Source organism: Pseudorhodobacter aquimaris, assembly GCF_001202025.1.
GTDB lineage: Bacteria > Pseudomonadota > Alphaproteobacteria > Rhodobacterales > Rhodobacteraceae > Pseudorhodobacter > Pseudorhodobacter aquimaris.
The window spans coordinates 96,944-121,079 of the sequence record NZ_LGHS01000067.1; the positions used below are offsets into that span (position 1 = coordinate 96,944).

Annotated in this window: 23 protein-coding genes; 15 read left to right on the forward strand and 8 right to left on the reverse strand. The window is 59.4% G+C overall.

Annotated features, from left to right (window positions below; genetic code table 11):
- Nucleotides 1-18: 18 nt before the first annotated feature.
- Complete coding sequence (locus AKU94_RS13000) at nucleotides 19-684, reverse strand: malonic semialdehyde reductase (RefSeq protein ID WP_083445062.1); 666 nt, start codon at nucleotides 682-684, stop codon at nucleotides 19-21.
- On the reverse strand, nucleotides 681-1,550 hold the full coding sequence (locus AKU94_RS13005) for a fumarylacetoacetate hydrolase family protein (protein WP_050527688.1): 870 nt from the start codon (nucleotides 1,548-1,550) through the stop codon (nucleotides 681-683). The genes AKU94_RS13000 and AKU94_RS13005 overlap by 4 nt, the downstream gene beginning before the upstream one ends.
- Nucleotides 1,551-1,639: 89 nt before the next feature.
- Between AKU94_RS13005 and AKU94_RS13010 the strand changes: the two genes are divergently transcribed.
- The 15 genes from AKU94_RS13010 to AKU94_RS13085 all read left to right on the forward strand — a co-directional run bounded on the left by AKU94_RS13010 (nucleotide 1,640) and on the right by AKU94_RS13085 (nucleotide 18,658).
- A complete protein-coding gene (locus AKU94_RS13010; protein WP_050527689.1) occupies nucleotides 1,640-2,026 on the forward strand; it encodes a YciI family protein in 387 nt (128 codons plus the stop codon).
- 21 nt (nucleotides 2,027-2,047) lie between these two features.
- Entirely contained in the window at nucleotides 2,048-2,707 is a 660-nt protein-coding gene (locus AKU94_RS13015) for a GntR family transcriptional regulator (RefSeq protein ID WP_050527690.1), read from the forward strand.
- Between the two features lie 48 nt (nucleotides 2,708-2,755).
- Entirely contained in the window at nucleotides 2,756-4,048 is a 1,293-nt protein-coding gene (locus tag AKU94_RS13020) for a malonyl-CoA decarboxylase (RefSeq protein ID WP_050527776.1), read from the forward strand.
- Nucleotides 4,045-5,532 carry a malonate--CoA ligase gene (locus tag AKU94_RS13025; protein WP_050527691.1) on the forward strand — a complete coding sequence of 496 codons (1,488 nt, stop codon included), beginning with the start codon at nucleotides 4,045-4,047 and terminating at the stop codon, nucleotides 5,530-5,532. The genes AKU94_RS13020 and AKU94_RS13025 overlap by 4 nt, the downstream gene beginning before the upstream one ends.
- A 242-nt stretch (nucleotides 5,533-5,774) precedes the next feature.
- Complete coding sequence (locus AKU94_RS13035; RefSeq protein WP_408633701.1) at nucleotides 5,775-6,785, forward strand: BMP family protein; 1,011 nt, start codon at nucleotides 5,775-5,777, stop codon at nucleotides 6,783-6,785.
- Nucleotides 6,782-8,317, forward strand: a complete 1,536-nt coding sequence (locus tag AKU94_RS13040; RefSeq protein ID WP_050527693.1) for an ABC transporter ATP-binding protein — start codon at nucleotides 6,782-6,784, stop codon at nucleotides 8,315-8,317. The genes AKU94_RS13035 and AKU94_RS13040 overlap by 4 nt, the downstream gene beginning before the upstream one ends.
- Nucleotides 8,307-9,356, forward strand: coding sequence for an ABC transporter permease (locus AKU94_RS13045; RefSeq protein ID WP_050527694.1), 1,050 nt, complete (start codon nucleotides 8,307-8,309; stop codon nucleotides 9,354-9,356). Before AKU94_RS13040 ends, AKU94_RS13045 begins: the two co-directional genes overlap by 11 nt.
- Complete coding sequence (locus AKU94_RS13050) at nucleotides 9,353-10,300, forward strand: ABC transporter permease (protein WP_050527695.1); 948 nt, start codon at nucleotides 9,353-9,355, stop codon at nucleotides 10,298-10,300. Before AKU94_RS13045 ends, AKU94_RS13050 begins: the two co-directional genes overlap by 4 nt.
- Nucleotides 10,300-11,586 (forward strand): amidohydrolase family protein, encoded by a 1,287-nt coding sequence (locus AKU94_RS13055; protein ID WP_050527696.1) that lies wholly within the window; start codon nucleotides 10,300-10,302, stop codon nucleotides 11,584-11,586. The genes AKU94_RS13050 and AKU94_RS13055 overlap by 1 nt, the downstream gene beginning before the upstream one ends.
- A gap of 66 nt (nucleotides 11,587-11,652) precedes the next feature.
- A complete protein-coding gene (gene msrA / locus AKU94_RS13060) occupies nucleotides 11,653-12,159 on the forward strand; it encodes a peptide-methionine (S)-S-oxide reductase MsrA (RefSeq protein ID WP_050527697.1) in 507 nt (168 codons plus the stop codon).
- Between the two features lie 18 nt (nucleotides 12,160-12,177).
- Nucleotides 12,178-13,659, forward strand: coding sequence for a protein adenylyltransferase SelO (locus AKU94_RS13065; protein WP_050527698.1), 1,482 nt, complete (start codon nucleotides 12,178-12,180; stop codon nucleotides 13,657-13,659).
- 239 nt (nucleotides 13,660-13,898) lie between these two features.
- The gene (locus AKU94_RS13070; protein ID WP_050527699.1) at nucleotides 13,899-14,999 is read left to right on the forward strand and encodes an ABC transporter ATP-binding protein; all 1,101 of its coding nucleotides are present in this window, start codon (nucleotides 13,899-13,901) and stop codon (nucleotides 14,997-14,999) included.
- An 81-nt stretch (nucleotides 15,000-15,080) separates the two neighbouring features.
- The gene (locus tag AKU94_RS13075) at nucleotides 15,081-16,157 is read left to right on the forward strand and encodes an ABC transporter substrate-binding protein (RefSeq protein ID WP_050527700.1); all 1,077 of its coding nucleotides are present in this window, start codon (nucleotides 15,081-15,083) and stop codon (nucleotides 16,155-16,157) included.
- A gap of 319 nt (nucleotides 16,158-16,476) precedes the next feature.
- Nucleotides 16,477-17,739 carry an ABC transporter permease gene (locus AKU94_RS13080; RefSeq protein ID WP_050527701.1) on the forward strand — a complete coding sequence of 421 codons (1,263 nt, stop codon included), beginning with the start codon at nucleotides 16,477-16,479 and terminating at the stop codon, nucleotides 17,737-17,739.
- A 7-nt stretch (nucleotides 17,740-17,746) separates the two neighbouring features.
- Complete coding sequence (locus AKU94_RS13085; RefSeq protein WP_050527702.1) at nucleotides 17,747-18,658, forward strand: ABC transporter permease; 912 nt, start codon at nucleotides 17,747-17,749, stop codon at nucleotides 18,656-18,658.
- A gap of 2 nt (nucleotides 18,659-18,660) precedes the next feature.
- Here the strand turns inward: AKU94_RS13085 and AKU94_RS13090 are convergent, their stop codons facing one another.
- The 6 genes from AKU94_RS13090 to AKU94_RS13115 are packed head-to-tail and all read right to left on the reverse strand — an operon-like array spanning nucleotide 18,661 to nucleotide 24,117.
- Nucleotides 18,661-19,593, reverse strand: coding sequence for an AEC family transporter (locus AKU94_RS13090; RefSeq protein ID WP_050527703.1), 933 nt, complete (start codon nucleotides 19,591-19,593; stop codon nucleotides 18,661-18,663).
- Nucleotides 19,590-20,408 (reverse strand): MBL fold metallo-hydrolase, encoded by an 819-nt coding sequence (locus tag AKU94_RS13095; RefSeq protein WP_050527704.1) that lies wholly within the window; start codon nucleotides 20,406-20,408, stop codon nucleotides 19,590-19,592. Before AKU94_RS13095 ends, AKU94_RS13090 begins: the two co-directional genes overlap by 4 nt.
- Entirely contained in the window at nucleotides 20,405-21,190 is a 786-nt protein-coding gene (locus tag AKU94_RS13100; RefSeq protein ID WP_157056546.1) for a TatD family hydrolase, read from the reverse strand. The genes AKU94_RS13095 and AKU94_RS13100 overlap by 4 nt, the downstream gene beginning before the upstream one ends.
- Before the next feature lie 2 nt (nucleotides 21,191-21,192).
- Nucleotides 21,193-22,332, reverse strand: a complete 1,140-nt coding sequence (locus tag AKU94_RS13105) for a DNA polymerase III subunit delta' (RefSeq protein WP_050527706.1) — start codon at nucleotides 22,330-22,332, stop codon at nucleotides 21,193-21,195.
- Nucleotides 22,329-22,961, reverse strand: coding sequence for a dTMP kinase (tmk, locus tag AKU94_RS13110; RefSeq protein ID WP_050527707.1), 633 nt, complete (start codon nucleotides 22,959-22,961; stop codon nucleotides 22,329-22,331). The genes AKU94_RS13105 and tmk overlap by 4 nt, the downstream gene beginning before the upstream one ends.
- A gap of 1 nt (nucleotide 22,962) precedes the next feature.
- The gene (locus AKU94_RS13115; protein WP_050527708.1) at nucleotides 22,963-24,117 is read right to left on the reverse strand and encodes a D-alanyl-D-alanine carboxypeptidase family protein; all 1,155 of its coding nucleotides are present in this window, start codon (nucleotides 24,115-24,117) and stop codon (nucleotides 22,963-22,965) included.
- Nucleotides 24,118-24,136: the final 19 nt, after the last annotated feature.

Here is a 24,136-nt window from a genome sequence, read left to right on the forward strand (position 1 = left end):
TGTGCCGTGATATCCGTCCTAGACCACGGTGCAGGCTTGTTCGAATGTGAACCGCGGCAGTTTCTGGAACAGCGCGGTTTCATCCGCATAGCCGATGTTGCACAGGAAATTGGATTTCAATGTGCTGCCGTGAAAGAACTCCTCATCGACAATGGCGTTGGAGAAGCCCGACATCGCGCCCACATCCAGTCCCAAGGCCCGTGCCGCAATCATCAGATAGGCCCCTTGCAAGGTGCCGTTGCGAAAGGCGGTATCGGCGCAATATTCGGGCTTGCCGTCGAAAAGATGTCTGCGGTCTTCATGCGGGAAAAGAAAGGGCAGCTCCTTCCAGAAATCCATGTCATAGGCCACAATCACGGTCACCGGCGCCCCCATCATCTTGGGCACATTCTGCGGCTTGAGCGATTTTGCCAGCTTTTCCTTGCCCGCCGCCGATTTCACGAAAACAAAGCGCGCGGGCAGGGTATTCATGCTGGTCGGACCGTTGATGGTGATCCCATAAAGCTCTTGCAAGATCTCGTCAGGGACGGGCCGCGCCAACCATGCGTAATGAGAGCGCGCATCCCGCAAAATCAGGTCGATCGCATCATCCGACAGGCGGGAAATACGTGACCGCAGGTCACGGTGGTCCTGCTGTGCCTTGGCACGGGCAGCCTCCAGCGCTTGTCCACTTGGGGCACTCATTGCGCGGACTCATTGACGATGGGGCTGGAGCAAATACCGATATCCTCGATCTCGATCTCGATGTCGATCACCTCACCGGGAACAAGCCAGCGGGGGTTGGGTTTCTTCGCATGGCCAACGCCGGGCGGCGTGCCCATGGCGATCATGTCGCCGGGTTCCAGTGTGGTATATTCCGAGATGATTGCGATGGCCTGTGCAACAGACCAGATCATATTGGCAGTATTGGAGGATTGCAGCACCTCCGACCCGACCCGGCTTTCGATTTTCAGCCCAGAAGCCCCCGCCGGCAGGGCGTCCGCGGTGATGACAAAAGGCCCGATTGCGCCGGTATTGTCAAAGTTCTTGCCGGGGGTCCATTGGTGGGTCTTGCGCTGGTAATCGCGGACCGAGCCGTCGTTGAACACGGTATAGCCAAAGACATGATCCAGCGCGTCCGCCTCGGCAATATGGCGCCCCCCCTTGCCGATGATGATCATCAGCTCGGCCTCATAATCCAGCTTATCCGAACAGCTTGGGCGGACCAAAGGCGCACCGGCGGCCATGATCGAGTTTTTGCCCCGCATGAACAGCGCAGGGTAGTCGGGGATCTCATATCCGCCTTCCTTGATGTGGTCGGTATAGTTCAAACCAAGGCAAATGATGGTGCCGGGCCTGGCCACGGGCAGGGCGGGCGTGATCGAAGAGACCGGCACCTTGGGCGCCGTTGCGATCTTGTCGCCGAGTGATTCGATCAATGCGGGGTTTGTGATGACCCCCATCAGGTCAGCCCCGACAGAGGCATCAAGTGCCGTAAGATCAACAGCATTTTCGCCATCCACCAGATGTACTGCGGTTTTGCCCGAAGCCGTGCCTACCAGAAATTTCATGTTCAACATCCTTGTCAGTTCATGAAAATTCTGCCTACAATATCCACGCAGGTCAATAAATATCGATATTTTAATTTTAGGGGCGGAATATGGTTGCTTGGGCGGATTACAAGGCAGAGGCGAAATCCCGGGGCGCGCTGGCGCTGGAGCTTTATGTGGCGACGAGTGTTCCGGCCAAGCTGCCCGAGGATGTGAAGGCGGTGCTGCCTGCGCATCTGGCCTATCAGGCAAAGCTGGAGGGCGAGGGCGCGCTGGCCTTTGCAGGACCGCTTTCGGATGAAACGGGGGCGCATATGCAAGGCATGGGGATGATCATCTACCGCGCCGCCGACCTTGAGGCCGCGCGGGCCTTGGCCGATGCGGACCCGATGCATCAAAGCGGTGCGCGCAGCTATGTCCTGCGGCGCTGGATGATTAATGAAGGTTCATTTACGCTCTCGGTCGGGCTATCTACGAAACACCTGTCGCTATGCTGAATCCACAAAGAGGTCTGCATCATGAATGTGATTGATGGCAAGGATGTCTCGGCCACGCGCACGGCCTATCTGACGTTGCGCGACATGATCCTGACGGGCGCGCTCCCGGCGGGGCAGAAGCTCAAGATTGAAGAGCTGCGGGCGATGTTGGCCACGGGGGCCTCACCCGTGCGCGAGGCGCTGAGTTTGCTGACCTCGGATATGCTGGTGGAGCGGATCGACCAGCGCGGATTTCGCGCCGCCCCTGCCAGCCTTGCGAATTTCGACGAGATTTTCTCATTGCGCTGTGTGCTGGAGGAAAAGGCCCTGCGCCAATCGATCGCCGCCGCAACCGCAGAGTGGGAGGAGCGGCTGGTCCTGTCACATCACCGCATGAAACGCGGAGCAGAGGAGGGGGTGGAGCCCTTTGAGACGGCCCATAAGGCCTTTCACATGGCCTTGCTCGATAATTCCGGCTCCCCCATGTTGGAACGGTTTTGCAGCCAGCTTTATGATCTGAACATCCGCTACCGCAATCTGGCGGCGGGTGGCCCCAATTATCAAAAGCGCAATATCGCGGCAGAGCATGAGATGATCTTGAATGCGGTTATTCGCGGTGATGCGGATGCGGCATCGGCCTGCCTGCTGACGCACTACCGGCATACGGGCGACTACCTGTCCGAGCGGCTGACCAAACTTTGATGCGACGCCCCATGTTTACCTTGGTTCCGCCAAAAACGGAGGATGAAAATGCAGCCAAACCGATTTCTGGGTGATTTGCTTGCCACCCTGCTTGACCGCAACAGCAATGCGCCCGAACAAAACGACAAACGCGATATCTATGCGCTTTGCCATGCGATGCTGTCGACCGAGGGCGAGGTGTCGGGGTTCAAGCTGGCGGCCTCGGTGCTGGCGCGCTATCGCGGGTTCAATGCAGATGAAAAACGTGCATTTTTCCAGTTTCTGAATGATGAATTCGATGTCGACGCGTTGAAACTGGCCGCCCTTGCCCAAGACTATGCCAAAGATCCCAGCGCCGAGGCCTTTCAGCACCTGACCACCGCCGCCGAGCCGAAACGTCAGGAACTGTTCCGCCGTCTGAACCAGACAGCGGGGGCCACTGCCGATCTGGTCTCGATGCGGGTTGATCTTTTGGCAATGCTGAAGGATGCGCCCGAATTGTCACGCACGAATTCCGATTTCGTGCATTTGCTGCGCAGCTGGTTCAACCGTGGTTTCCTAGTGCTTCAGCAGATCAGCTGGAACACGCCTGCGCATATTCTGGAAAAGATCGTGGCCTATGAGGCGGTGCATGAGATCGACGATTGGGATGATTTGCGCCGCAGGGTCTATCCACCGGACCGGCGTTGCTTTGCGTTTTTCCACCCCGCGATGCCGGATGAGCCGCTGATTTTTGTAGAGGTTGCGCTGACGCAAACGGTACCCGATTCCATCGATGACCTGCTGTCCGAGCAACGCGAAACGTTGGACCCGGCGGCGGCCAAGGTTGCGACTTTCTATTCGATTTCCAACTGTCAGAAAGGGCTGACCGGCATCAGCTTTGGCAACCTCTTGATCAAACATGTGGTGGATGTCCTGTCGCAGGAATTCCCGCAGCTCCAGACCTTTGTCACGCTGTCCCCTATTCCCGGATTGACGCGTTGGCTGAAAACCCAAACAGGCGATGACACGCTTGGGCCTGCGGCGGTTTCGGTGCTGGAGGGTACGGCGGGGTCGGATGTGTTGCGGGCGATGGCGGCGCAGTATTTGCTGCTGGCCAAACGCGATGACGGCTTGCCACTGGACCCTGTGATGCGCTTTCACCTTGGCAATGGCGCCGAGGTGCATGACATTCATGCGGGCGCCGACACATCCGAGAACGGGGCGGCGCAATCACGGGGCGCTATGGTCAACTATATCTATAACCTGTCGCAGACCGAGATAAATCATGCCGAATTTGCGATGAAGTTCAAAGTGAAGGCGTCCAAACCTGTGCTGGCTTTGGCCAAGGCCGAGATTAAATCAAAGGAGCGTACCGCGTGACCAATATCCTCTATGATGCGCTGATTGCGCCCCATGCTGGCAGCGATGCCGTTTTCCTGCAGTGTGATGACGGCAGCGCCCTTAGCTATGACGGGTTTGTCGGGCGTGTGGCGCAATTGGCGAATGTCTTGCAGGCGGCGGGCGTCAAGCCGGGGGACCGTGTGGTGGTTCAGGCACCAAAGCTGGCCGATACGATCGCGCTTTATGCGGCGGCGGTGCAGGTGGGCGCGGTCTATTTGCCGCTGAATACCGGCTATACCCAAGCTGAGCTGGCCTATTTCATCGGTGATGCGACCCCGGCGCTTGTGGTGTGCGATGCCGCGCATGAGGCGCAGGTCGCGCCGGTTTGCAATGGCGTGCAGATCCTGACCCTTGCCGCGGGCGGGACTGGCAGCCTGTCGCAACAGGCCGATGCGATGCCGACACGTTTTGAAACCGCGCCGCGCGACCCCGAGGATCTGGCCGCGTTGCTTTATACTTCGGGGACAACGGGGCGGTCCAAGGGGGCGATGCTGTCGCATAAGAACCTTTTGTCGAATGCGCAGGTGCTGACCGATCTGTGGCAGATCACACAAGATGATCGCCTGATCCATGCCTTGCCGATTTTCCACACGCACGGGCTTTTTGTGGCGATGAATACCTGTCTTTTGGCGGGGGCGCAGGTGCGTTTCATGGCGGCCTTCGATGTGAATGCGATTATCGACGAAATTCCGGCCTCGACCATGCTGATGGGGGTGCCGACCTTTTACACAAGGCTGCTGGATGACCCACGCCTGACCCGCGATCTGTGCCGCAATATGCGTCTTTTTGTGTCGGGGTCGGCGCCGCTTCTGGCTGAAACCCATACGGATTTCGAGGCGCGCACAGGCCACCGGATTCTGGAACGTTACGGGATGACCGAAACCAATATGATCACCTCCAACCCTTTTGACGGGGCGCGGGTGGCGGGCACCGTCGGCTTTGCCCTGCCGGGGACCGAGGTGGAGATCACCGCAGATGGCAAACCCTTGCCCGCCGGTGAAATCGGCATGATCGAGGTGCGCGGCGACAATGTGTTTCAAGGCTATTGGAACATGCCCGAAAAGACCGCTGAGGAACTGCGCGACAGTGGTTTTTTCATCACAGGCGATCTGGGTGTGAAATCCGCCGATGGCCGGATCAGCATTGTCGGGCGGCAAAAAGACCTTATCATCTCGGGTGGTTACAACATATATCCCAAAGAGATCGAGGATGTGATCAACGAAGTGCCGGGCGTTCTGGAAAGTGCTGTCTTTGGCGTTGCGCATGCCGATTTTGGCGAATCGGTCGTCGCGGCGATTGTGCTGGAAAAGGATGCGACGCTGGACGGTGCCGCAATTGCCGAGGTGGTAGAGCCGCTTTTGGCGCGGTTCAAACACCCGCGCCGCTATATCATGCTGGAGGCATTGCCGCGCAATACGATGGGCAAGGTGCAAAAGAATATCCTGCGTGCTGAATACGGCTAGGGGCGCGGGCCGCCCCGCGTAAACGCACCGCTGATTAAAGAGGCATCAAGACCGGCGCCGCAAAGGCATTGGTCTTGTCGCGGCTGCCCGCTATGTTTTCACGCTTGGCCCCATATCGAGGGAATGTGGAGGTTGCAGCAGCCCGCGTGCTTTGCCAGATATAGCGGGAAGGCGCGATTGGGACGAATCGCGGGTGCCATGACATTGTGTAAAACGTATAAAAATCAGGGATAGGATCTGCCATGCATAAGATGACGTATTCAACCACACGGCGCGGCCTGCTTATGGGGGCGGGTGCCGTTCTGGGCGCAGGCCTGTTGCCCAAGCTCTTGCAGGCGCAGACCCCCGTGAAGGTCGCGGGCATCTATACCGTTCCGGTAGAACAGCAATGGGTGGGCCGTATCCACCTTGCGGCCGAGGCGGCAAAGGCGGCGGGTCAGGTCGATTACAGTTTTACCGAGAACGTCTCCAACACCGACTATCCGCGCGTGATGCGTGAATATGCCGAGGCAGGCGTGCAGCTGATCGTGGGTGAGATTTTCGGCGTAGAGCAAGAGGCCCGCGAGGTTGCGGCCGATTATCCTGATGTGGCCTTCCTGATGGGCTCCAGCTTTCCACCGGATGAAGCGGTGCCGAACCTTGCGGTCTTTGACAACTACATCCAGGATGCCAGCTATCTGTCGGGCATCATTGCGGGGGCCATGACCAAGGGCAATATCGGCATGGTCGGCGGCTTTCCCATCCCCGAGGTGAACCGCCTGATGCATGCCTTCATGGCCGGCGCCCGTGAGGCCAATCCCGACATCACCTTTCAGGTCAGCTTCATCGGCTCGTGGTTCGATCCGCCAAAGGCCAAAGAGACCGCCTTTGCGATGATCGAAAACGGGGCGGATATGCTTTATGCTGAACGTTTCGGTGTCTCGGATGCGGCGATGGAAAAGGGCATTCTGGCAATCGGCAATGTGATCGATACACAGGCCGATTACCCCGAAACGGTCGTTGCCTCGGCCATCTGGCATTTTGAGCCGACTTTGGCGGCGGCTCTTGCCGCTGTGCAGGCGGGTACCTTCAAGGCCGATAACTATGGCGTCTATTCCTTTATGAAAGAGGGAGGCTGTTCGCTTGCGCCGCTTGGCACCTTTGAGGGTAAGGTTCCCGCAGAGGCACTGGCGCTGGTGGCCGAGAAAGAAGCCGCGATCAAGGACGGCTCTTTCGTGGTCGAGGTCAACGACACAGAGCCGAAATCCTCGTGACGGCAACAGACCACAAGGCGCAGGAGATTGTCCTGCGCCTTGACCGGATCACAAAACGTTTTGGCGCACTGACCGCCAATGACGCCATCAGCCTGACGCTGGCGCGCGGTGAGGTTATTGCCTTGCTGGGGGAAAACGGCGCGGGCAAGACCACATTGATGAATATCCTCTTTGGCCAATATACCGCCGATGAGGGACAGGTAGAGGTATTCGGCAAACCACTTCCCCCCGGCAATCCGCGCGCCGCTTTGGCGGCGGGCCTCGGGATGGTGCATCAGCATTTCACGCTGGCCGACAACCTGACCGTCTTGGAAAACATCCAGCTTGGCACCGTGCCCTTGTGGCGTGCCGCATTGGGACAGGCCAAGGCCCGCGCGAAACTGGCGCAACTTGCGGCCGATTTCGGGCTGGGGGTGGACCCGGACGCGCGTGTCGGCAGCCTGACCGTCGGCGAACGCCAAAGGGTAGAGATCCTCAAGGCGCTTTACCGCGATGCGCGGATCCTGATTTTGGATGAGCCGACCGCCGTACTGACCCCGCAAGAAAGCGATGCACTGTTTGACACGCTGCGCCGTGCGGTGGCCAAGGGGCTTTCTATTATCTTTATCTCTCATAAGCTACATGAGGTTATGGCGCTTTCTTCACGTGTTGTGGTGCTGCGCCACGGCAAACTTGTGGGGGAAGTTGAGACCGCCGGAACCGACCGCCATGCCCTTGCCGCGATGATGGTAGGTGCCGAGGTCACACCTCCCGCTGTGACGCCGATCACCCCCGGCCCTGCGCTTTTGACATTGCGAGAGGTGTCGACCCCAAGCATCGGTGCCGCGCCGGGCCTGAACGCTGTCAACCTTGCGCTGCGGGCTGGGCAGATCACGGGGCTGGCCGGTGTGTCGGGCAACGGGCAGGCCGCGCTGTCCGATCTGATCTCCGGTTTGATCTCCCCGCAATCGGGCAGCCTGGAGGGCGTGGGCAGGATGCGTTGGTCGTCGCGTGCGGCCATTGCGGCGGGTATCGCGCGTATCCCCGAGGACCGGCATAAGACCGGCACCATCGCGGATTTCTCGCTGACTGAAAACGCCATTCTGGAAACCTATACCCAAGCGCCCTACAGCCGCTGGGGCCTGATGAACTGGCATGCCGCCGAAGAGCAGACCCGCCATCTGATCGAGACCTATGACGTGCGATGTCCCGGTCCGCATGGACCGATCCGGCAGCTGTCGGGCGGCAATATGCAAAAGCTGATTTTGGGGCGTGTGCTGGATGCGGCGCCGCGGATCATCCTTGCCAACCAGCCCGTGCGCGGGCTTGATATCGGTGCGATTTCCTATGTTCACAGCCAGCTCCTGGCCGCAAGAAATGCAGGCGCGGCCGTTTTTCTGATTTCCGAAGATCTGGATGAAATCATGGCATTATCAGACGTAGTTCATGTAATTTCTGAAGGGCAGCTTTCGCCTGAATTCCAGCGCGGTGAAAAAACTGCTGCCGAGCTTGGGCTGTGGATGGCCGGACAGGGGTTTGACCGTGCGGCTTGAACCTATTGCCAACCCCGGTCTTGGGCGTCGCCTTGGTTTTCCTGCGGCGGCCCTTGTGGTCACGGTGGTGATCGCAAGCCTGCTGGCCGCCATTGCGGGTGCCGATCCCTTGCTGACCTTGGGGTTAGTGTTAAAGGGCGCTGCCGGTTCCAAATTCGCACTGCTGGAAACCTTGAACCGTGCTACCCCGCTGATCTTTACCGGCCTTGCCATCGCCGTCGCCTTTCGCGCCAAACTTTGGAACATCGGGGCCGAGGCACAGCTTTATGCGGGTGCGATTGTGACGGTGGTTCTTGGCACTTCGGTGCTTTCGGGGATGGGGGCTGCGGCCTTGCCGATTGTCGGTTTGGGCGCGATGGTTGCGGGGGCGGTGGTCTTGCTGGGGCCGGTGGTGTTGAAAACCCGTTTTGGCGTGGATGAGGTGGTGACGACCCTGCTGTTCAACTTCATCATGCTGCTTTTGGTGTCTTATCTTCTGGAGGGTCCGATGAAGGATCCGATGGGCATGGGCTGGCCGAAATCGGCGCCCTTGGACCGCGCCTTGCGCCTGCCGAGGATTGCCGAGGGGCTGCGCCTGCATTGGGGTTTTGGCGTGGCGTTGATCGCGGCGGGGCTGGTGTGGTTTGTGCAAGCCCGCACCACCTTGGGCTATGAGATGCGCGCGGTGGGTTTGAACCCGCAGGCCGCGCGCTTTGCCGGTATTCCGGTCAATGGCGTGCTGGTAAAGACCGCGCTTTTGTCAGGCGGGCTGGCCGCCCTTGCCGGGTTTTCCGAGGTGGCGGGGCTAAAGGGGCACCTAAGTCAGGATCTGTCGCCGGGCTTTGGCTATACCGGGATTATCGTGGCGATGCTGGCGCTGCTGCATCCGCTGGGGGTTGTCGTTACCGCGATCTTTGTTGCCGGTATTTTTGTCGGCGCCGATAGCATGAGCCGCGCCGCCGGCGTGCCGACCTATATCGCCGATATGATGCTGGCCACGGGGCTGCTGTTGATGGTTCTGGCAATCGGTTTGACCAAATTCAGGGTGGTGCGGGGATGAGCATGCTTTTCGATATCCTGCTGACCGCCAGCTTTTGGGCCGCTGCCGTGCGCATCGCCTCGCCGCTGATCTTTGCCACCATGGGGGAGTTGATTTGCGAACGCGCGGGTGTCTTGAACCTCGGGATTGAGGGGATCATGGTCATCGGGGCGTTCTCGGGCTGGATGGCGGTTTATCTGGGCATGGGGCTTTGGGGCGGGGTCGCGGTGGCGATGCTGGCGGGGATGCTCTTTGGGCTGTTACATGCCATGCTGACGGTGCCCTTTGGGCTAAGCCAGCATGTGGTGGGCCTTGGGGTGACGCTGCTTGCAACCTCGACCAGCTATTTTGTCTATCGGCTGATCCTGCCAGAGGTGACAAGCCCGCCCAAGATCACCCCTTTCCAACCTTTGGAAATCCCCTATCTGGTGGATATCCCGCTGGTCGGCCCTGCGCTATTCGCGCAGACAGCGCTGACCTATGCCGCCTTTGCGGTGGTGGTGATCACGGCGGTCACGCTTTACCGCACCCCTTTGGGCCTTGCCATTCGGGCCGCAGGCGAAAACCCCGGCGCGGTTGCCGCACAAGGGCTTTCGGTGACGGGGCTGCGGATGGGGGCGGTGATTGTCGGCTCGGGGCTGATGGCGGTGGGCGGTGCGTTTTTGACGCTTTCGGCCTTTTCCAGCTTCTTTTTCGAGATGGTCAACGGGCGCGGCTGGATCTGTATTGCGCTGGTGGTCTTTGGCGCATGGCGGCCGGGTAAGGCGCTGTTGGGGGCCTTGCTCTTTGCCGGGTTTGACGCTTTGCAGATCCGCTTGCAGCAAACGCCGGTCGGACAGGTGGTGCCCTATCAGATGTTCCTGATGGCGCCTTATATCCTGTCCATTCTGGCATTGATTTTGATGTCGCGCCGGGCGCAGGTTCCGGCAGCGCTTATGCAACCGTTCAACAAAGGGGAACGTTGATGTTCGATCTTTTGGTCAAGGGCGGTACGCTGCCCGATGGCACCCGTGCCGATATCGGCATTGTCGGCGACCGTATTACCGCCATGGGGCAACTGCCCGATAATGCCGCGCAGGTCATTGATGCGACCGGCGATCTGGTGAGCCCGCCCTTTGTCGATCCGCATTTCCATCTGGATGCGACGCTGTCTTATGGCATGCCGCGGCTGAATGCCTCGGGCACGCTGTTGGAGGGGATCAACCTTTGGGGGGAGCTGCGCGAGATTGCGACTGTGGAGGAGATGATTGCCCGCGCGCTGAACTATTGTGATTGGGCGGTGTCGATGGGGCTGTTGGCGATCCGCAGCCATGTCGATACCACGCCTGACCATATGCGTGGCGTCGAGGCGATGCTGGAGGTCAAGCGCATCGTCGCCCCCTATCTTGATCTGCAACTGGTGGCCTTTCCGCAAGACGGGTTTTACCGCACCAAAACCGGCCGTGAAAACCTGTTGCGCGCGCTGGATATGGGGGTCGAGGTTGTCGGCGGCATCCCGCATTTTGAGCGTACGATGGCCCAGGGCGCGGCCTCGGTAACCGAATTGGCAGAGCTGGCGGCGGATCGTGGCTTGATGCTGGATCTGCATTGCGATGAATCGGATGACCCCATGTCGCGCCACGTGGAAACATTGGCCCATGAGGTGACGCGCCTTGGCCTTGGCGGGCGGGCGGCGGCAAGCCATCTGACCTCGATGCATTCGATGGACAATTACTATGTGTCGAAACTGCTGCCGCTGATCGCGGAATCGGGGCTGGCGGCGATCTCCAACCCGTTGATCAACATCACCATCCAAGGGCGGCATGACACATTCCCCAAACGGCGCGGTTTGACTCGTGTGCGCGAAATGCAGGCGCATGGCATCCCCGTTGGCTGGGGGCAGGATTGCGTGCTGGACCCGTGGTATAGCCTTGGCACGGCGGATATGCTGGACGTGGCCTTTATGGGGCTGCATGTGGCGCAGATGACCTCCCCTGACGAAATGGCCCGTTGTTTTGAGATGGTTACGGCGCAAAACGCGGCCATCCTGAACCTGCCCGATTACGGGTTGCGGGTCGGGGCGCAGGCCTCGCTGGTGGTGCTGGATGCGGCAGGCCCTGTTGAGGCGCTGCGCCTGCGGCCGGATCGTTTGGCGGTGGTCTCCAAGGGCAAGCTGGTGTCACAGCGGCCGCGCAATGACGCGCAGCTTTCGCTCTCGGGGCGGCCCGCCTCTTTGCGCCGTCGCCACCATACCGGAATCACCAAGGCTTGAAACGCGGCCCTTGGGGCCCATATCCAAAGCTGAGCGGAGACCCTAGGGCAAGAAAAGGATCAGGAGATGACACAGGAACGTGCCGTTTTGGCGGGAGGATGCTTTTGGGGGATGGAGGATCTGATCCGCAAGCTTCCCGGTGTGATCTCGACCCGTGTGGGCTATACCGGCGGGGATGTTCCCCATGCCACCTACCGCAACCACGGCACCCATGCCGAGGGAATCGAGATCATCTTTGACCCTTCGCAAACCAGCTATCGTGCGATTTTGGCGTTTTTCTTCCAGATCCATGATCCGACCACATCGAACCGTCAGGGCAATGATGTGGGCCTGTCGTATCGTTCCGCGATCTACTATGTGGATGAGGCGCAAAAAGCCGTGGCCGAGGAGGTGATCGCGGACGTTGATGCCTCTGGTCTTTGGCCCGGAAAGGTGGTGACGGAACTTGAACCCGTGGGTGATTTTTGGGAGGCAGAGCCGGAGCATCAAGATTATTTGGAGCGCCGCCCCGACGGCTACACCTGCCATTTCATACGTCCCGATTGGGTGCTGCCCGAACGCGCCCGCGACTGACAACCAGGAGGCAATGCCATGACCGCCCAACCCGATTTCGGCTTTGCCTTTGACAACAGCTATGCCCGCGACCTCGAAGGGTTCTATGTGGATTGGCAAGGAGAGGCGGCCCCGTCCCCCGAGGTGATCTGCCTCAATCTTGCGCTGGCCGAAGAGTTGGGTCTGGACGGCGCGGCCTTGACCGGAGATGAGGGCGCGCAGATTCTGTGCGGCGCGGTGGCCCCGACGGGCGCGCATCCTTTGGCGATGGCCTATGCCGGGCATCAGTTCGGGGGTTTCTCGCCGCAGCTGGGCGACGGGCGCGCGCTTTTGCTGGGTGAGGTGATCGACACGCAGGGGCGGCGGCGCGACATTCACCTCAAAGGCTCTGGCCGGACCCCGTTTTCGCGCGGTGGCGATGGCAAGGCGGTGCTTGGGCCGGTCTTGCGCGAATATCTGATGGGCGAGGCGATGTATGCATTGGGTATCCCCACCACCCGCGCCTTGGCCGCAACCGCCACGGGGCAAAGTGTCATGCGAGACGGTGGCCCCCAACCCGGTGCGGTGTTGGCCCGTGTCGCAGACAGCCATCTGCGCGTCGGCAGCTTTCAGTTCTTTGCCGCGCGCGGCGAGGTGGCCCGCACCCGGCAACTGCTGGACTATAGTATCGCGCGCCATGACCCCGAACTGGCGGGCAGGCCCGATGCTGCATTGCAGTTTTTGCGCATTGTTATCAAACGGCAGGCCGGTCTGGTGGCGCGCTGGATGGGGGTGGGGTTTATCCATGGGGTGATGAACACCGATAACACCTCGATTTCGGGTGAAACCATCGACTACGGGCCTTGTGCCTTTATGGACCAATATGATCCGGCCACGGTGTTTTCCTCAATCGACCGGCAGGGGCGCTATGCCTATGGCAACCAACCGGCCATTGCGCGCTGGAACCTTGCGCGGCTGGCCGAAACCCTTTTGCCCTTTTTGTCGGAGGATGAGGAGGAAGCCATCCGCCTTGCTACTGCCGAGATTGACGGCTTTGTCGCGGAATATGACAGCGCTTGGCTTGCGGTCATGCGCGCCAAGCTGGGCTTGATGGTGGCGCAAGAAGGGGATGCCGAACTGGCCGCGGCCTTTTTGACCGCGATGGAGGGGCAGGGCGCCGATTTCACCAACAGTTTCCGCGCGTTGTCAGATGTGTTGCGCGGCAATGATCGCGCCTTGGCCGACCAGTTCACCGATCCACAAGTGGCGTTGGATTGGCAGGACCGCTGGCTTGCGCGCCTTGGGTCGGGGCCCGAAGATACCGGGCGGGTGGCAGCGCTTGATGCGGCAAACCCGATCTATATCCCCCGCAATCATCTGGTAGAGGCCGCCCTTCAGGCCGCGGCAAAGGGCGATATGCAGCCGTTCGAGACCCTGCACAGTGTGTTGGCCGCCCCCTTCACGGCACGCGCGGGACTGGTCGAATATGCACAGCCTGCGCCTGACAGCTTTGGCAGTTACCGCACCTTTTGCGGAACCTGATGCTTTGCGTTGCCTGCTTAAACAGCATCCGCGCGACACGATTTGCATGCACTTCTATCTGAGATAGCTTTTATTTTCAGGCGTTTCGGCTGTGATTTGCTTAGTATTTCATCAATTTGCCTCTATGTGCTGCAAATTTCAGATGACGGTCTGCGGGCTGTTGCATAAACCCTGACTATTCGCTTTAGTCGTTTCAAAGCAAGGTGCAGGTTACCTGCCGAAAAGTCAGGGAGAATAGGGTGGTCACAGAACCCCAGAACGATGGTTTTGTCGTCTTCGATCATGTGCAGAAAAGCTATGATGGTGAAACGCTGGTTGTCAAAGATTTGAACCTGTCCATCGCAAAGGGCGAGTTCTTGACGATGTTGGGGCCGTCCGGCTCGGGCAAAACCACCTGTCTGATGATGCTGGCGGGGTTTGAGACCGCGACCCACGGGGATATCTTGCTGGACGGCAAGCCGATCAATTCGGTGCCCCCGCATAAGCGCGGCATCGGTATGGTGTTTCAGAACTACGCGCTGTTTCCGCATATGACGGTTGGCGAAAACCTGTCCTTTCCGCTCGAAGTGCGCGGCATGGGCAAGTCTGAGCGTGAATCCAAGATCAAACGTGCGCTGGATATGGTGCAGATGTTTGACTTCATCAACCGCCGCCCCGCACAGCTTTCGGGCGGCCAGCAGCAGCGGATCGCCTTGGCGCGGGCTTTGGTCTTTGATCCCAGCCTTGTCTTGATGGATGAACCCTTGGGCGCCTTGGACAAACAGCTGCGCGAACATATGCAGTTTGAAATCAAACATCTGCACGAAAGCCTTGGGATTACAGTGGTCTATGTGACGCACGACCAAGGTGAGGCGCTGACCATGTCGGACCGTGTTGCCGTTTTCAACGATGGCCGCATTCAGCAACTCGCCCCCCCGGATGAGCTTTATGAACGTCCCGACAATGCCTTTGTCGCGCAGTTTATCGGTGAGAATAACAAGCTTGACGGGGTGATCGAAGAAATTTCCGGTGATCAGGCCAAGGTGCGCCTCGCCTCCGGTGAATTGATCGCGGCGACGCCGGTGAATATTGCGGAAAAAGGGGCCAGAACGCTAGTCTCCATCCGGCCGGAGCGGGTGGAATTCAAGGCCGAAATGATGCCCGCAGGCGCGCATATGATCGACGCCGAGGTGTTGGAGTTTATCTATATGGGCGATCTGTTCCGCACCCGCCTGCGTGTGGCGGGCCATGATGATTTTGTGATCAAATCCCGAAACACCCAAGGCCAGACGATGTTGCGCCCCGGTGAGAAAATCAAGATCGGCTGGGCCCCTGCCGACGCGCGCGCGCTGGTGCCTTAAACTGCTTGATAAGTAACCTTGATGGGGGAAAGATACCCCCACAAGCAAAAATAAACGTGTAATCCGAACGGGAGTCTTTCAATGAAAAAACTATTGATCTTATCTACAGCCATCGGTGGTCTCGCGCTTCCTGCTGTAGCACAGGAAGTGAATATCATGGGCTGGGGCGGGTCCTATACCGTGAGTCAGGTTGAGGCCTATCACAAGCCCTATGCTGAAAAAACCGGCGCCAAGGTTGTCTCCATCGATGCCGATAATCCGGCCACCCCGATCAAGGCGCAGGTTGAGGCGGGCAACGTCACCTTTGACATCGCATCGGTTGAATTTGCCGATGCCGTGCGCTTTTGTGACGAGGGTTTGCTGGAGCTGATCGACCCTGCCATCCTGACGCCCGCGCCCGATGGCACCGCGGCAATGGATGATTTCCTGCCCGACACCGTGACCGATTGCTTTGTGCCGACGGATGTTTATGCGACCGTTATCGCTTATGATGGTGCGCGCTATGAAGGTCAGGAAGCACCTGCAACGATGGCGGATTTCTTTGATCTGGAAACGTTCCCCGGCAAGCGTGGTGCGCGTAAAAACGCCAAGGTTTTGCTGGAAATGGCCTTGATCGGTGACGGCGTTCCCACCGATGAAGTTTACAGCATGCTGGAGACCCCCGAAGGGGTGGACCGCGCCTTTGCCAAGCTGGATGAGATCAAATCCGAGATGATCTGGTGGGAAGCGGGCGCGCAGCCTCCGCAGCTTTTGGCGGATGGCGAAGTGGCGTTGACCGTGGCTTATAACGGGCGGATCTTTAACGCGAATGTTTCCGAAGGGCGCGAGTTCGAGATCATCTGGGATGGGCAGGTTTACGATGTTGAGGGTTGGGTTGTACCAAAAGGCGCGCCGAACCTTGAGACGGCAATGGACTTTATCGCCTATTCCACCAGCACCGAGCCGCTGGCAAAAGCTGCTGAATGGATCAGCTATGGCCCGCCACGCAAATCCTCGGCACCATTGGTTGGCATGTATCAGGACGGTAAAACCGAAATGGGCCCCAACTTGCCGACAAGCCCTGAAAACATGGGCAATGCCCTGTTCTCTAATCTGGAATTCTGGGCGGACCGCGATGCAGAGCTGAACGAGCGTTTCAACGCCTGGCTGTTGCAATAACCCTTTTGGCCGGGTTTGTGCCCGGCCGATCTGGATGAAACGGTGCGGCCCCACTGCGATTTCAATGGGGCCGCACCATAACCGAAGTGGCGCAGGAAGTTGTCTTGATCTCTTGGGGCGGCTCTAACGGGAAGGGCCAGAGTGCATCCTGTTGAACGCCATTTAGGGAATTGAGCGGCATCAAGGAAGCGATGGGGGTTTACTGCCCGGTGCCATGCGCTGCTGAGCTGATACCACTGGGGGCGCTGTGTCGCGCCCACCGTTTCCAGAAAGCCCCGGCAGAGGGTGATAGCGACTTAATCACAGGGACAAAACCGCCATGGCAAACCCCGATATAACCACCGAGACCGAGGTGCTGCGCACCGTGGACGGGCAACCGTTGAAGGCCGCGCTGACCCGTGCCTCACGTCGGGCCCGCATCCGCGCCTTCGTTCTGGTGGTGCCGCTTTTGATTTTCGTGCTGCTGACATTCGCAGTGCCAATCGGACAAATGCTGTCACGGTCCTTCACCGATGACAAGTTTTCCGCCAATATGGTGGAACTGGGAAAATGGTTTGATGCGAATGGCGCCGCCACCCCCGATGAGGCAGCCTATGCCGCCCTTGCCGCCGATCTGAAAACCGCGTCCGAGGCGCGGACTGCGGGCAGCATCGGTACGCGGATCAACTATGAAATTCCGGGCACACGGTCGCTCTTTACCTCGACCGCGCGCCGTGCCGACCGGTTGGAGCCGCCCTATAAAGAGGCACTTTTGGCGGCCGATGAAAAATGGGCACGGCCCGATATCTGGGCGGCGATGCGCTCTGCCTCGGCGGCGGCCACGTTGAATTTCTATCAAGCCGCCCTTGATCGCCAGATCGGGGATAGCGGCAAGTTTGAAGCCGCCCCCGAGAACAGCCGGATTTACGTCAAACTGTTCATCCGGACGTTCATTCTGTCGGTGGTTATTACCGGCCTGTGTCTTTTGCTGGGCTTTCCGGTGGCGCATTTGCTGGCGGTTTTGCCACTGCGTCACGCCAGCTTGTTGATGATTCTGGTGCTTTTGCCGTTCTGGACCTCGCTTTTGGTGCGCACGACCAGCTGGATGGTGCTGCTGCAAGGGCAGGGGGTGATCAATGATGTCTTGGTCAGCCTAGGCATCGTCTCGGAGGAGGGGCGTTTGCAGATGATGTACAACCAGCTTGGCACGATTATCGCGATGACGCATATCCTGCTACCCTTCATGATCTTGCCGCTTTATTCGGTGATGAAGACGATCCCGCCGAGCTATGCCCGTGCGGCCCGCAGTCTGGGCGCGACCAGCTGGACCACCTTTCGTCGGATCTATTTGCCGCAAACGGTTTCGGGTATCGGGGCCGGCGGGATTTTGTGCTTTATTCTGGCGGTTGGGTACTACATCACACCGGCCCTTGTTGGCGGCGCGGATGGGACGCTGATTTCCAACCAGATCGCATTCCATATGCAAAAATCGCTGAACTGGTCGCTGGCGGCCGCGCTGGCCTCGATGCTGCTGGCGGCGGTTTTGATCCTCTATTGGGCCTATGACCGGATTATCGGCATTGATAACATGAAGTTAGGGTAATCGAGATATGGCACTTCCTGTATATGCAGACCGTCTTGAGCGCATCTGGTATTACACCTATCGGGTGCTCTGCGCGCTAATCTTTATCTTTTTGATTGCGCCGATCCTGATCATCATGCCGCTGTCGTTCAACGTTGAACCCTATTTCACCTTTACGCCGGAAATGCTGCGGCTGGACCCGGACGGCTATTCGATGCGCTGGTATGACAATTTGCTGACTTTCGGGATGGCTGCACCCGATGCGCTGCGCGATGGCAGTTGGTGGGCCGATGTCTGGGCCAATGCAAGATGGGTGCAGGCGGCCAAGAACTCTATTGTCGTGGGGTTCTTTGCGACGATTGTGGCCACGGTTCTGGGGACCATCGCGGCAATGGGCCTGTCGCGGCCTGAAATGCCCTACCGCAAGCTGATCATGGCGATCCTGATCTCGCCGATGATCGTGCCGATTATCATCACCGCGACGGGGTTGTTTTTCTTTTACTCCGACATCGGGCTTTCGGGGACCTATTTCGGGCTGGTCATGGCCCATGCCACGCTGGGTATTCCCTTTGTGATCATCACGGTCACCGCCACGATGATGGGGTTTGACCGCTCGCTTATCCGCGCCGCGCAAAATATGGGTGCGGGGCCGGTGACGACGTTTTTCAAGGTGCAACTGCCGTTAATTACGCCGGGGGTGGTCTCGGGGGCGCTCTTTGCCTTTGTCACCTCTTTTGATGAGGTGGTCGTGGTCTTGTTCATCGGCAGCCACGAACAGCAAACCATCCCGCGCCAGATGTGGAACGGCATCCGCGAACAGATCAGCCCGTCAATTCTGGCGGTGGCGACGATCCTTGTGATCTTCTCGATCTGCTTGTTGGCGGTGGTCGAACTGCTGCGCCGCCGGTCCGAACGGTTGCGGGGCGTGACGCCTGCCTGAGTTTACGGCAATATATGCAGCCAGCCCCAAGCCGTCAGGATCAACACGGCCGTGGCAATCAACACGGTGGAGGCAGCGACCCGCTTGGCCACCCCGTACATATTGGCAAAGAGGAAGGCATTGACCCCCGGCGCCATCGCAGCCGTCACCACCGCCGAGCGCAGTTGATCAAGGCTTAGGGCAAAGACGAAACGGCCAAGCCCATAGGTGATGATGGGATGAACGAAAAGCGTCAGGCTGCACAGCATGGTGATGGTTTTCATGTCCCCCTCGGGGCGATAGCGCAGCAATATTCCGCCAAGCCCGAAAAGGGCTGCGGGGATCGCCGCGCGTACCATCATATCCACCGCCGAATTGACTACATTCGGCAAGGGTAACCCGCCGATATTGACAATAAAGCCCGCCAGAATACCGATCACCAACGGCTGATGCAGGATAGAATCCACGACCCGTCGGGACAGCGCGAATTTGCTGACACCCTGACTGCGGGCCACCTCCATCAAGGTGATGCCCAAAGAATAAAGGATCGGCGAATGCACCGCGATAATCGCATAGTTGGCGGTCAGCGCATCGGGGCCATAGGCGCGCTCCGTGATCGGCAATCCCAGCAACAGAGAGTTCGAAAAGCTGGCGACAAAGGCGATGGCAACTGCCTCGGGCGGGCTGCGATCAAAAAAGATCCGCGCCGCGAAATAGGCGATTGCCCCAGCGCCGATCGCCCCGATGTAAAAGCTTGCCAAAAGACTGGGATCAAAGCTTTGCGCCAGATCGAGCCGACTGATCGAGCGGAACAAAAGGCAAGGCACGGCAAAGTTCTGCGCGAATTTCATCAGCCCGTCGACGGCGGCCTCATCCACGATAGCGCGCCATGCGGCCACATAGCCGGCGCCGATGATCAGAAATACCGGTAAGATGACATCAAGAAGGGCATTCATTGTGCGCGACCTGTCGGCGTATCCAGCTCTATCACCATCCCGTCATAAGCGGGGGTGATATGGTCCGGGGTTTCCGCCAGCAAGGTCGCGTAATCGAGGTCTATATGCATATTGGTCAAAACCGCACGCGCAGGGGCCGCGCGTTCAATCCAGCCCAAGGTCATTTCCAGATGGGCATGGGTCGGGTGCGGTTTGCGGCGCAGGGCATCCACGACCCAGACCTCCAACCCCTTTAACAGCTCCCATTCCGCTTCGGGGATCTCAACCGCATCGGGCAGATAGGCAAGGTTGCCGATGCGAAAGCCCAAGGCGTCCATCGCACCATGATGGGCAAGGAAGGGCTGAAAGGTGATATCCCCGCCGGCACCGGAAATGGTCACGGGCCCGTCTATCGGGTTCATATCCAACATCGGCGGATAGGATGAGCCGGGCGGCTGCACAAAAGCATAGCCAAAGCGGTCAAACAGCGCGGTGCGGGTGGGGGCATCCGCCCAGACCGGCAAGCGCCCGTGCATATTGAACACCACCTGCCGCAGGTCGTCGAGACCGTGCACATGATCTGCATGGGCATGGGTAAAGACCACCCCGTCCAGCGTGGCCACATCGGCCGCCAGAAGCTGTTCGCGCATATCGGGTGAGGTATCGATCAGCACGCGGGTGGTGCCTTGATCCGTCACCCGTTCCACCAGCATCGAACACCGGCGACGGCGATTTTTCGGGTTCGTCGGGTCACAATCGCCCCAATGCCCGCCAATCCGGGGCACCCCGCCCGATGATCCGCACCCCAATATGGTATAGCGCAGCGTGTCGGTCATTTGGCTTTCCAGAACAGACGGTTAAAATTTTCGGTCGTAGCTTTGGCGAAGTCAGGCAATGAGAGGCCAAAGACCTCGGCCCCGACCTTGGCGGTATGGGCGGTATAGCTTGGCTCGTTGCGCCGCCCCCGATGGGGTGGCGGTGCCAGATAGGGGCTGTCGGTTTCCAGCAAGATCCGGTCCAGCGGGGCCGCGGCAAAAATATCGCGCAGGTCCTTGGATTTGGGAAAGGCAGCGATGCCCGACATCGACAAATAGAACCCCAGATCAAGGCTGGCCCGTGCCAGTTCCGCGCTGGAGGAAAAGCAATGCATGACGCAAGTAAAGGCACCCTTGCGGTGTTCATCGGTCAGTATTTGCGCCATATCCTCATCAGCAGCGCGTGCGTGGATGATCAGCGGCAGCTTGGTTTCGCGTGCGGCCTCGATATGGATGTGCAGGCTCTTACGCTGTGCTGCGGCTGATTCCGCCGTGTAGTGGTAATCCAGACCGCTTTCACCGATGCCCACAAATTTCGGATGTTGGGCGAGGGCGATCAAATCGTCCACGCCTGCCATTGGCTCTGTTGCCACGCTCATCGGGTGGGTGCCCGCGGCGTAATAGACCGAAGGGTTCGCCTCGGCGATGGCGCGCACGGCTGGTTCATTTTTCAGCTTGGTGCAGATGGTCACCATGCGCATCACACCGGCAGCATGGGCACGGGCGATAATCTCGGGCAGTTCACCTTCGAAATCAGGGAAGTCCAAATGACAATGGCTGTCTACGATCTGCGGAAGGGTCATGGTCACCTCTGGGCGAGATTTCCCGCCGTCTCATCAATCTGTAGAACCATATCCATGAGAAGCGCGGCAGGGTCAAGGTTGACGGCCCGCCCGCGACGCGCACGCGTGGCCAGACCTTGCGCAAGATCAGCCCATTGACGGGCCGCATTTGCGTTGGGGGAAAGCCGCGCGATCAGCTCTGCCTCGTCCTTGGTGGCCTCGGGCGGGCAATGGCCAAGGGTGCCTGCACGGGCAAGGCGGGCGAGAAAAAGATCGATTAGCATCAGGATCAGATCGAATGTTTCTTCCTTGCCGCGTCCGGCCCCCGTTTCGGCCAAGGCAGCGGCACGGGTCCGGTCCAACCGGGGCAATGTGGCAAACAGCGCAATCAGCCCGGCATAAATCTTTAACCCGTCAAGGTTGAGGATTCGAATCGCCTCTCCCACCGATCCGCCCGAAAGCTCTGCCAAAGGCACAGGATTGGCGGGGGCATCATTGGTGGCGGCAAGCGCGGTTGCCATATCCTCGGGGTTGAGCGGTGTCAGGCGCAATTCCCGACACCGCGAACGGATGGTCGGGAGCAGGCGCGAGGGCTGGTGGCTGACCAGCAGCAAGGTGACATTCGGCGGCGGTTCTTCAAGCAGCTTGAGCAGGGCATTTGCCGCAGCCAAGTTCATCTCGTCTACCGTATCGATTATGGCCACACGCCGCCCGCCATCCGCCGCCGAAAGCGCGAAATAGGCCTTGAGCTTGCGCACCTCATCCACGGTGATCATGGATTTGAGCTTGCGCGCCTTGTCATCCCAAGCCCGCCGCAAAAGATATAGCCGCGGCTCCGATAACGCCATAATCCGGTGGGCAACGGGATGATCGGCCGGAATATCGAGGCTGTCGGGGCGCGGGGCCGCAAACATGCCACCGTTATCTTCGGGCGTGGCCAGCAAGAACCGCGCGATTTTCCATGCCAGCGTGGCCTTGCCAAGCCCCAAAGGCCCGGTGATCATCCAGCCGTGATGCAGCTTGCCGCTGTTAAAGGCATCCAGAAAAACGGCCTCGGCAGCGTGGTGGCCGATCAGGGCCAGCGTTTCGCGCGGGTGGGGGGCATCCTTGACGCGGTCGGGTTCGGGGAGGTCCTCAAGGGCGGGTTTGGGCGCGCGGCTCATAGGGCGGCCTGCGCGGTGGCCAGAACGTCGGCTGCGACCTGATCGGGCGCCCGCGCCCCGTCGATTACGGCAAAACGGGATTCTGATGCTGCGAGGGCCAGAAACCCTGCGCGCATGCGGGCTTGAAGATCGGTGCCCATATCCTCAAAGCGTTGCTCGGTGCCTGCGCGAGATACCGCGCGGGAATGGCCGGTCTTTGCGTCTATATCGATCAGAAGGGTCAGGTCGGGTTCAACCCCGATCATGCGCTTGTGCAGGTCATCGACCATCGCGCGCAGATCCGCACCCGCGCCGCGCCGGATGCCTTGATACATGCGGGTGCTATCGGCGAAACGGTCGGTGATAACGATCTCGCCACGGGCAAGGGCGGGGCGGATGGTTTTCTCCAGATGGTCCCGGCGCGCGGCGGTGAACAAAAGGATCTCGGTTTCAGGCGACCAGCGGTCGGGTTCCCCTTCCAGCACCAAGCGGCGGATCTCCTCGGCGCCGGTGCTGCCGCCGGGTTCGCGCGTCAGCAAAACCTTATGCCCCAACGCGCGCAACGCATCGGCCAAAAGTCGCGCCTGCGTGCTTTTGCCAGAGCCGTCAATGCCCTCAAAGCTGATGAAAAGCCCTTGGTCGCGTGTCATTTCAGGTCGCTGGCTCTGCGTCCGTCAGGAACCGCTTTTGCAACACCAGCGCCGCCTTTTCCAATCGCTGCAAAAAGCCTGCCGCCGTCACGCCGTTTTCAGCCAGAAGCGGAACCTCGCGCTGTGGCAGGTCGGGCACGGAAATGGTCAACGTGCCAACCTCAGCCCCCGCCGCCAAAGGCGCCTTGAGCGGGCCGGTATAGCTGACCTCGGCCTTTACCCCGTCTTGGACAAGGGCCGGCACCAGCATGGTGATATCCTCGGCGGCGACCAGACCGACCTCGGGCGCACTGCCCAGCCAGACATCGGCCGAGGCGACACGCTGCCCCGCTTTGATCACGGTTTTCATCACGAACTGACGAAAGGCCCAGTTCATCATGCGGTCGGCCTCTTCGGCGCGGGCCTCTTCGGAGGTCATGCCGGTGATGACGAAAATCACCCGCCGGTCGCCCTGTTTGGCCGATCCGACCAGCCCATAGCCCGCCTCAGAGGTATGGCCGGTTTTCAACCCGTCAGCACCGCCGCCAAGTTTCAACAATGGGTTGCGGTTATGACGGTTGGCCGCAGCACGATCGGCATAGTTGAACTCGGTTTCCGCAAAGATGGGATAGAGGTCGGGAAATTCCTCGATCAACCGTTTGGCAAGAATGCCCAGATCGCGCATGGACATGCGTTGCGCAGGATCAGGCCAGCCAGAAGAATTGGCAAAGGTCGAATTATTCATCCCCAATGCCTTGGCGCGTTCGGTCATCTGATGGGAAAAGGCCTCTTCGGTGCCTGAAAGCCCCTCAGCCACCACCACGCAGGCGTCATTGCCCGAATTGATGATGATCCCCTTGATCAGGTCGCGGGTCGTGGGCCGGTCGCGCTGGTTGAGGAACATGGTCGATCCGCCCATCGCCTGCGCACGGGCCGAAACCGAAAACTCGGTGTCCATCGTGACGCGCCCGTCGCGCAACGCCTCAAACAGCATGTTCAGGGTCATCAGCTTGGACATGGAGGCAGGTGGCAGTGAAACATCGGCATTCTTGTCCATCAACACGGTTTCGGTTGCCATGTCATAGACCCAGGCCGCCTGTGCGCGCGTCTCGAACGCCTGTGCCTGACCGATCAATGGCAGCATGACAAGCAGGCAAAGAAGGCGTTTGAACAGCATCTTGGGGTCCTTTCGGTTT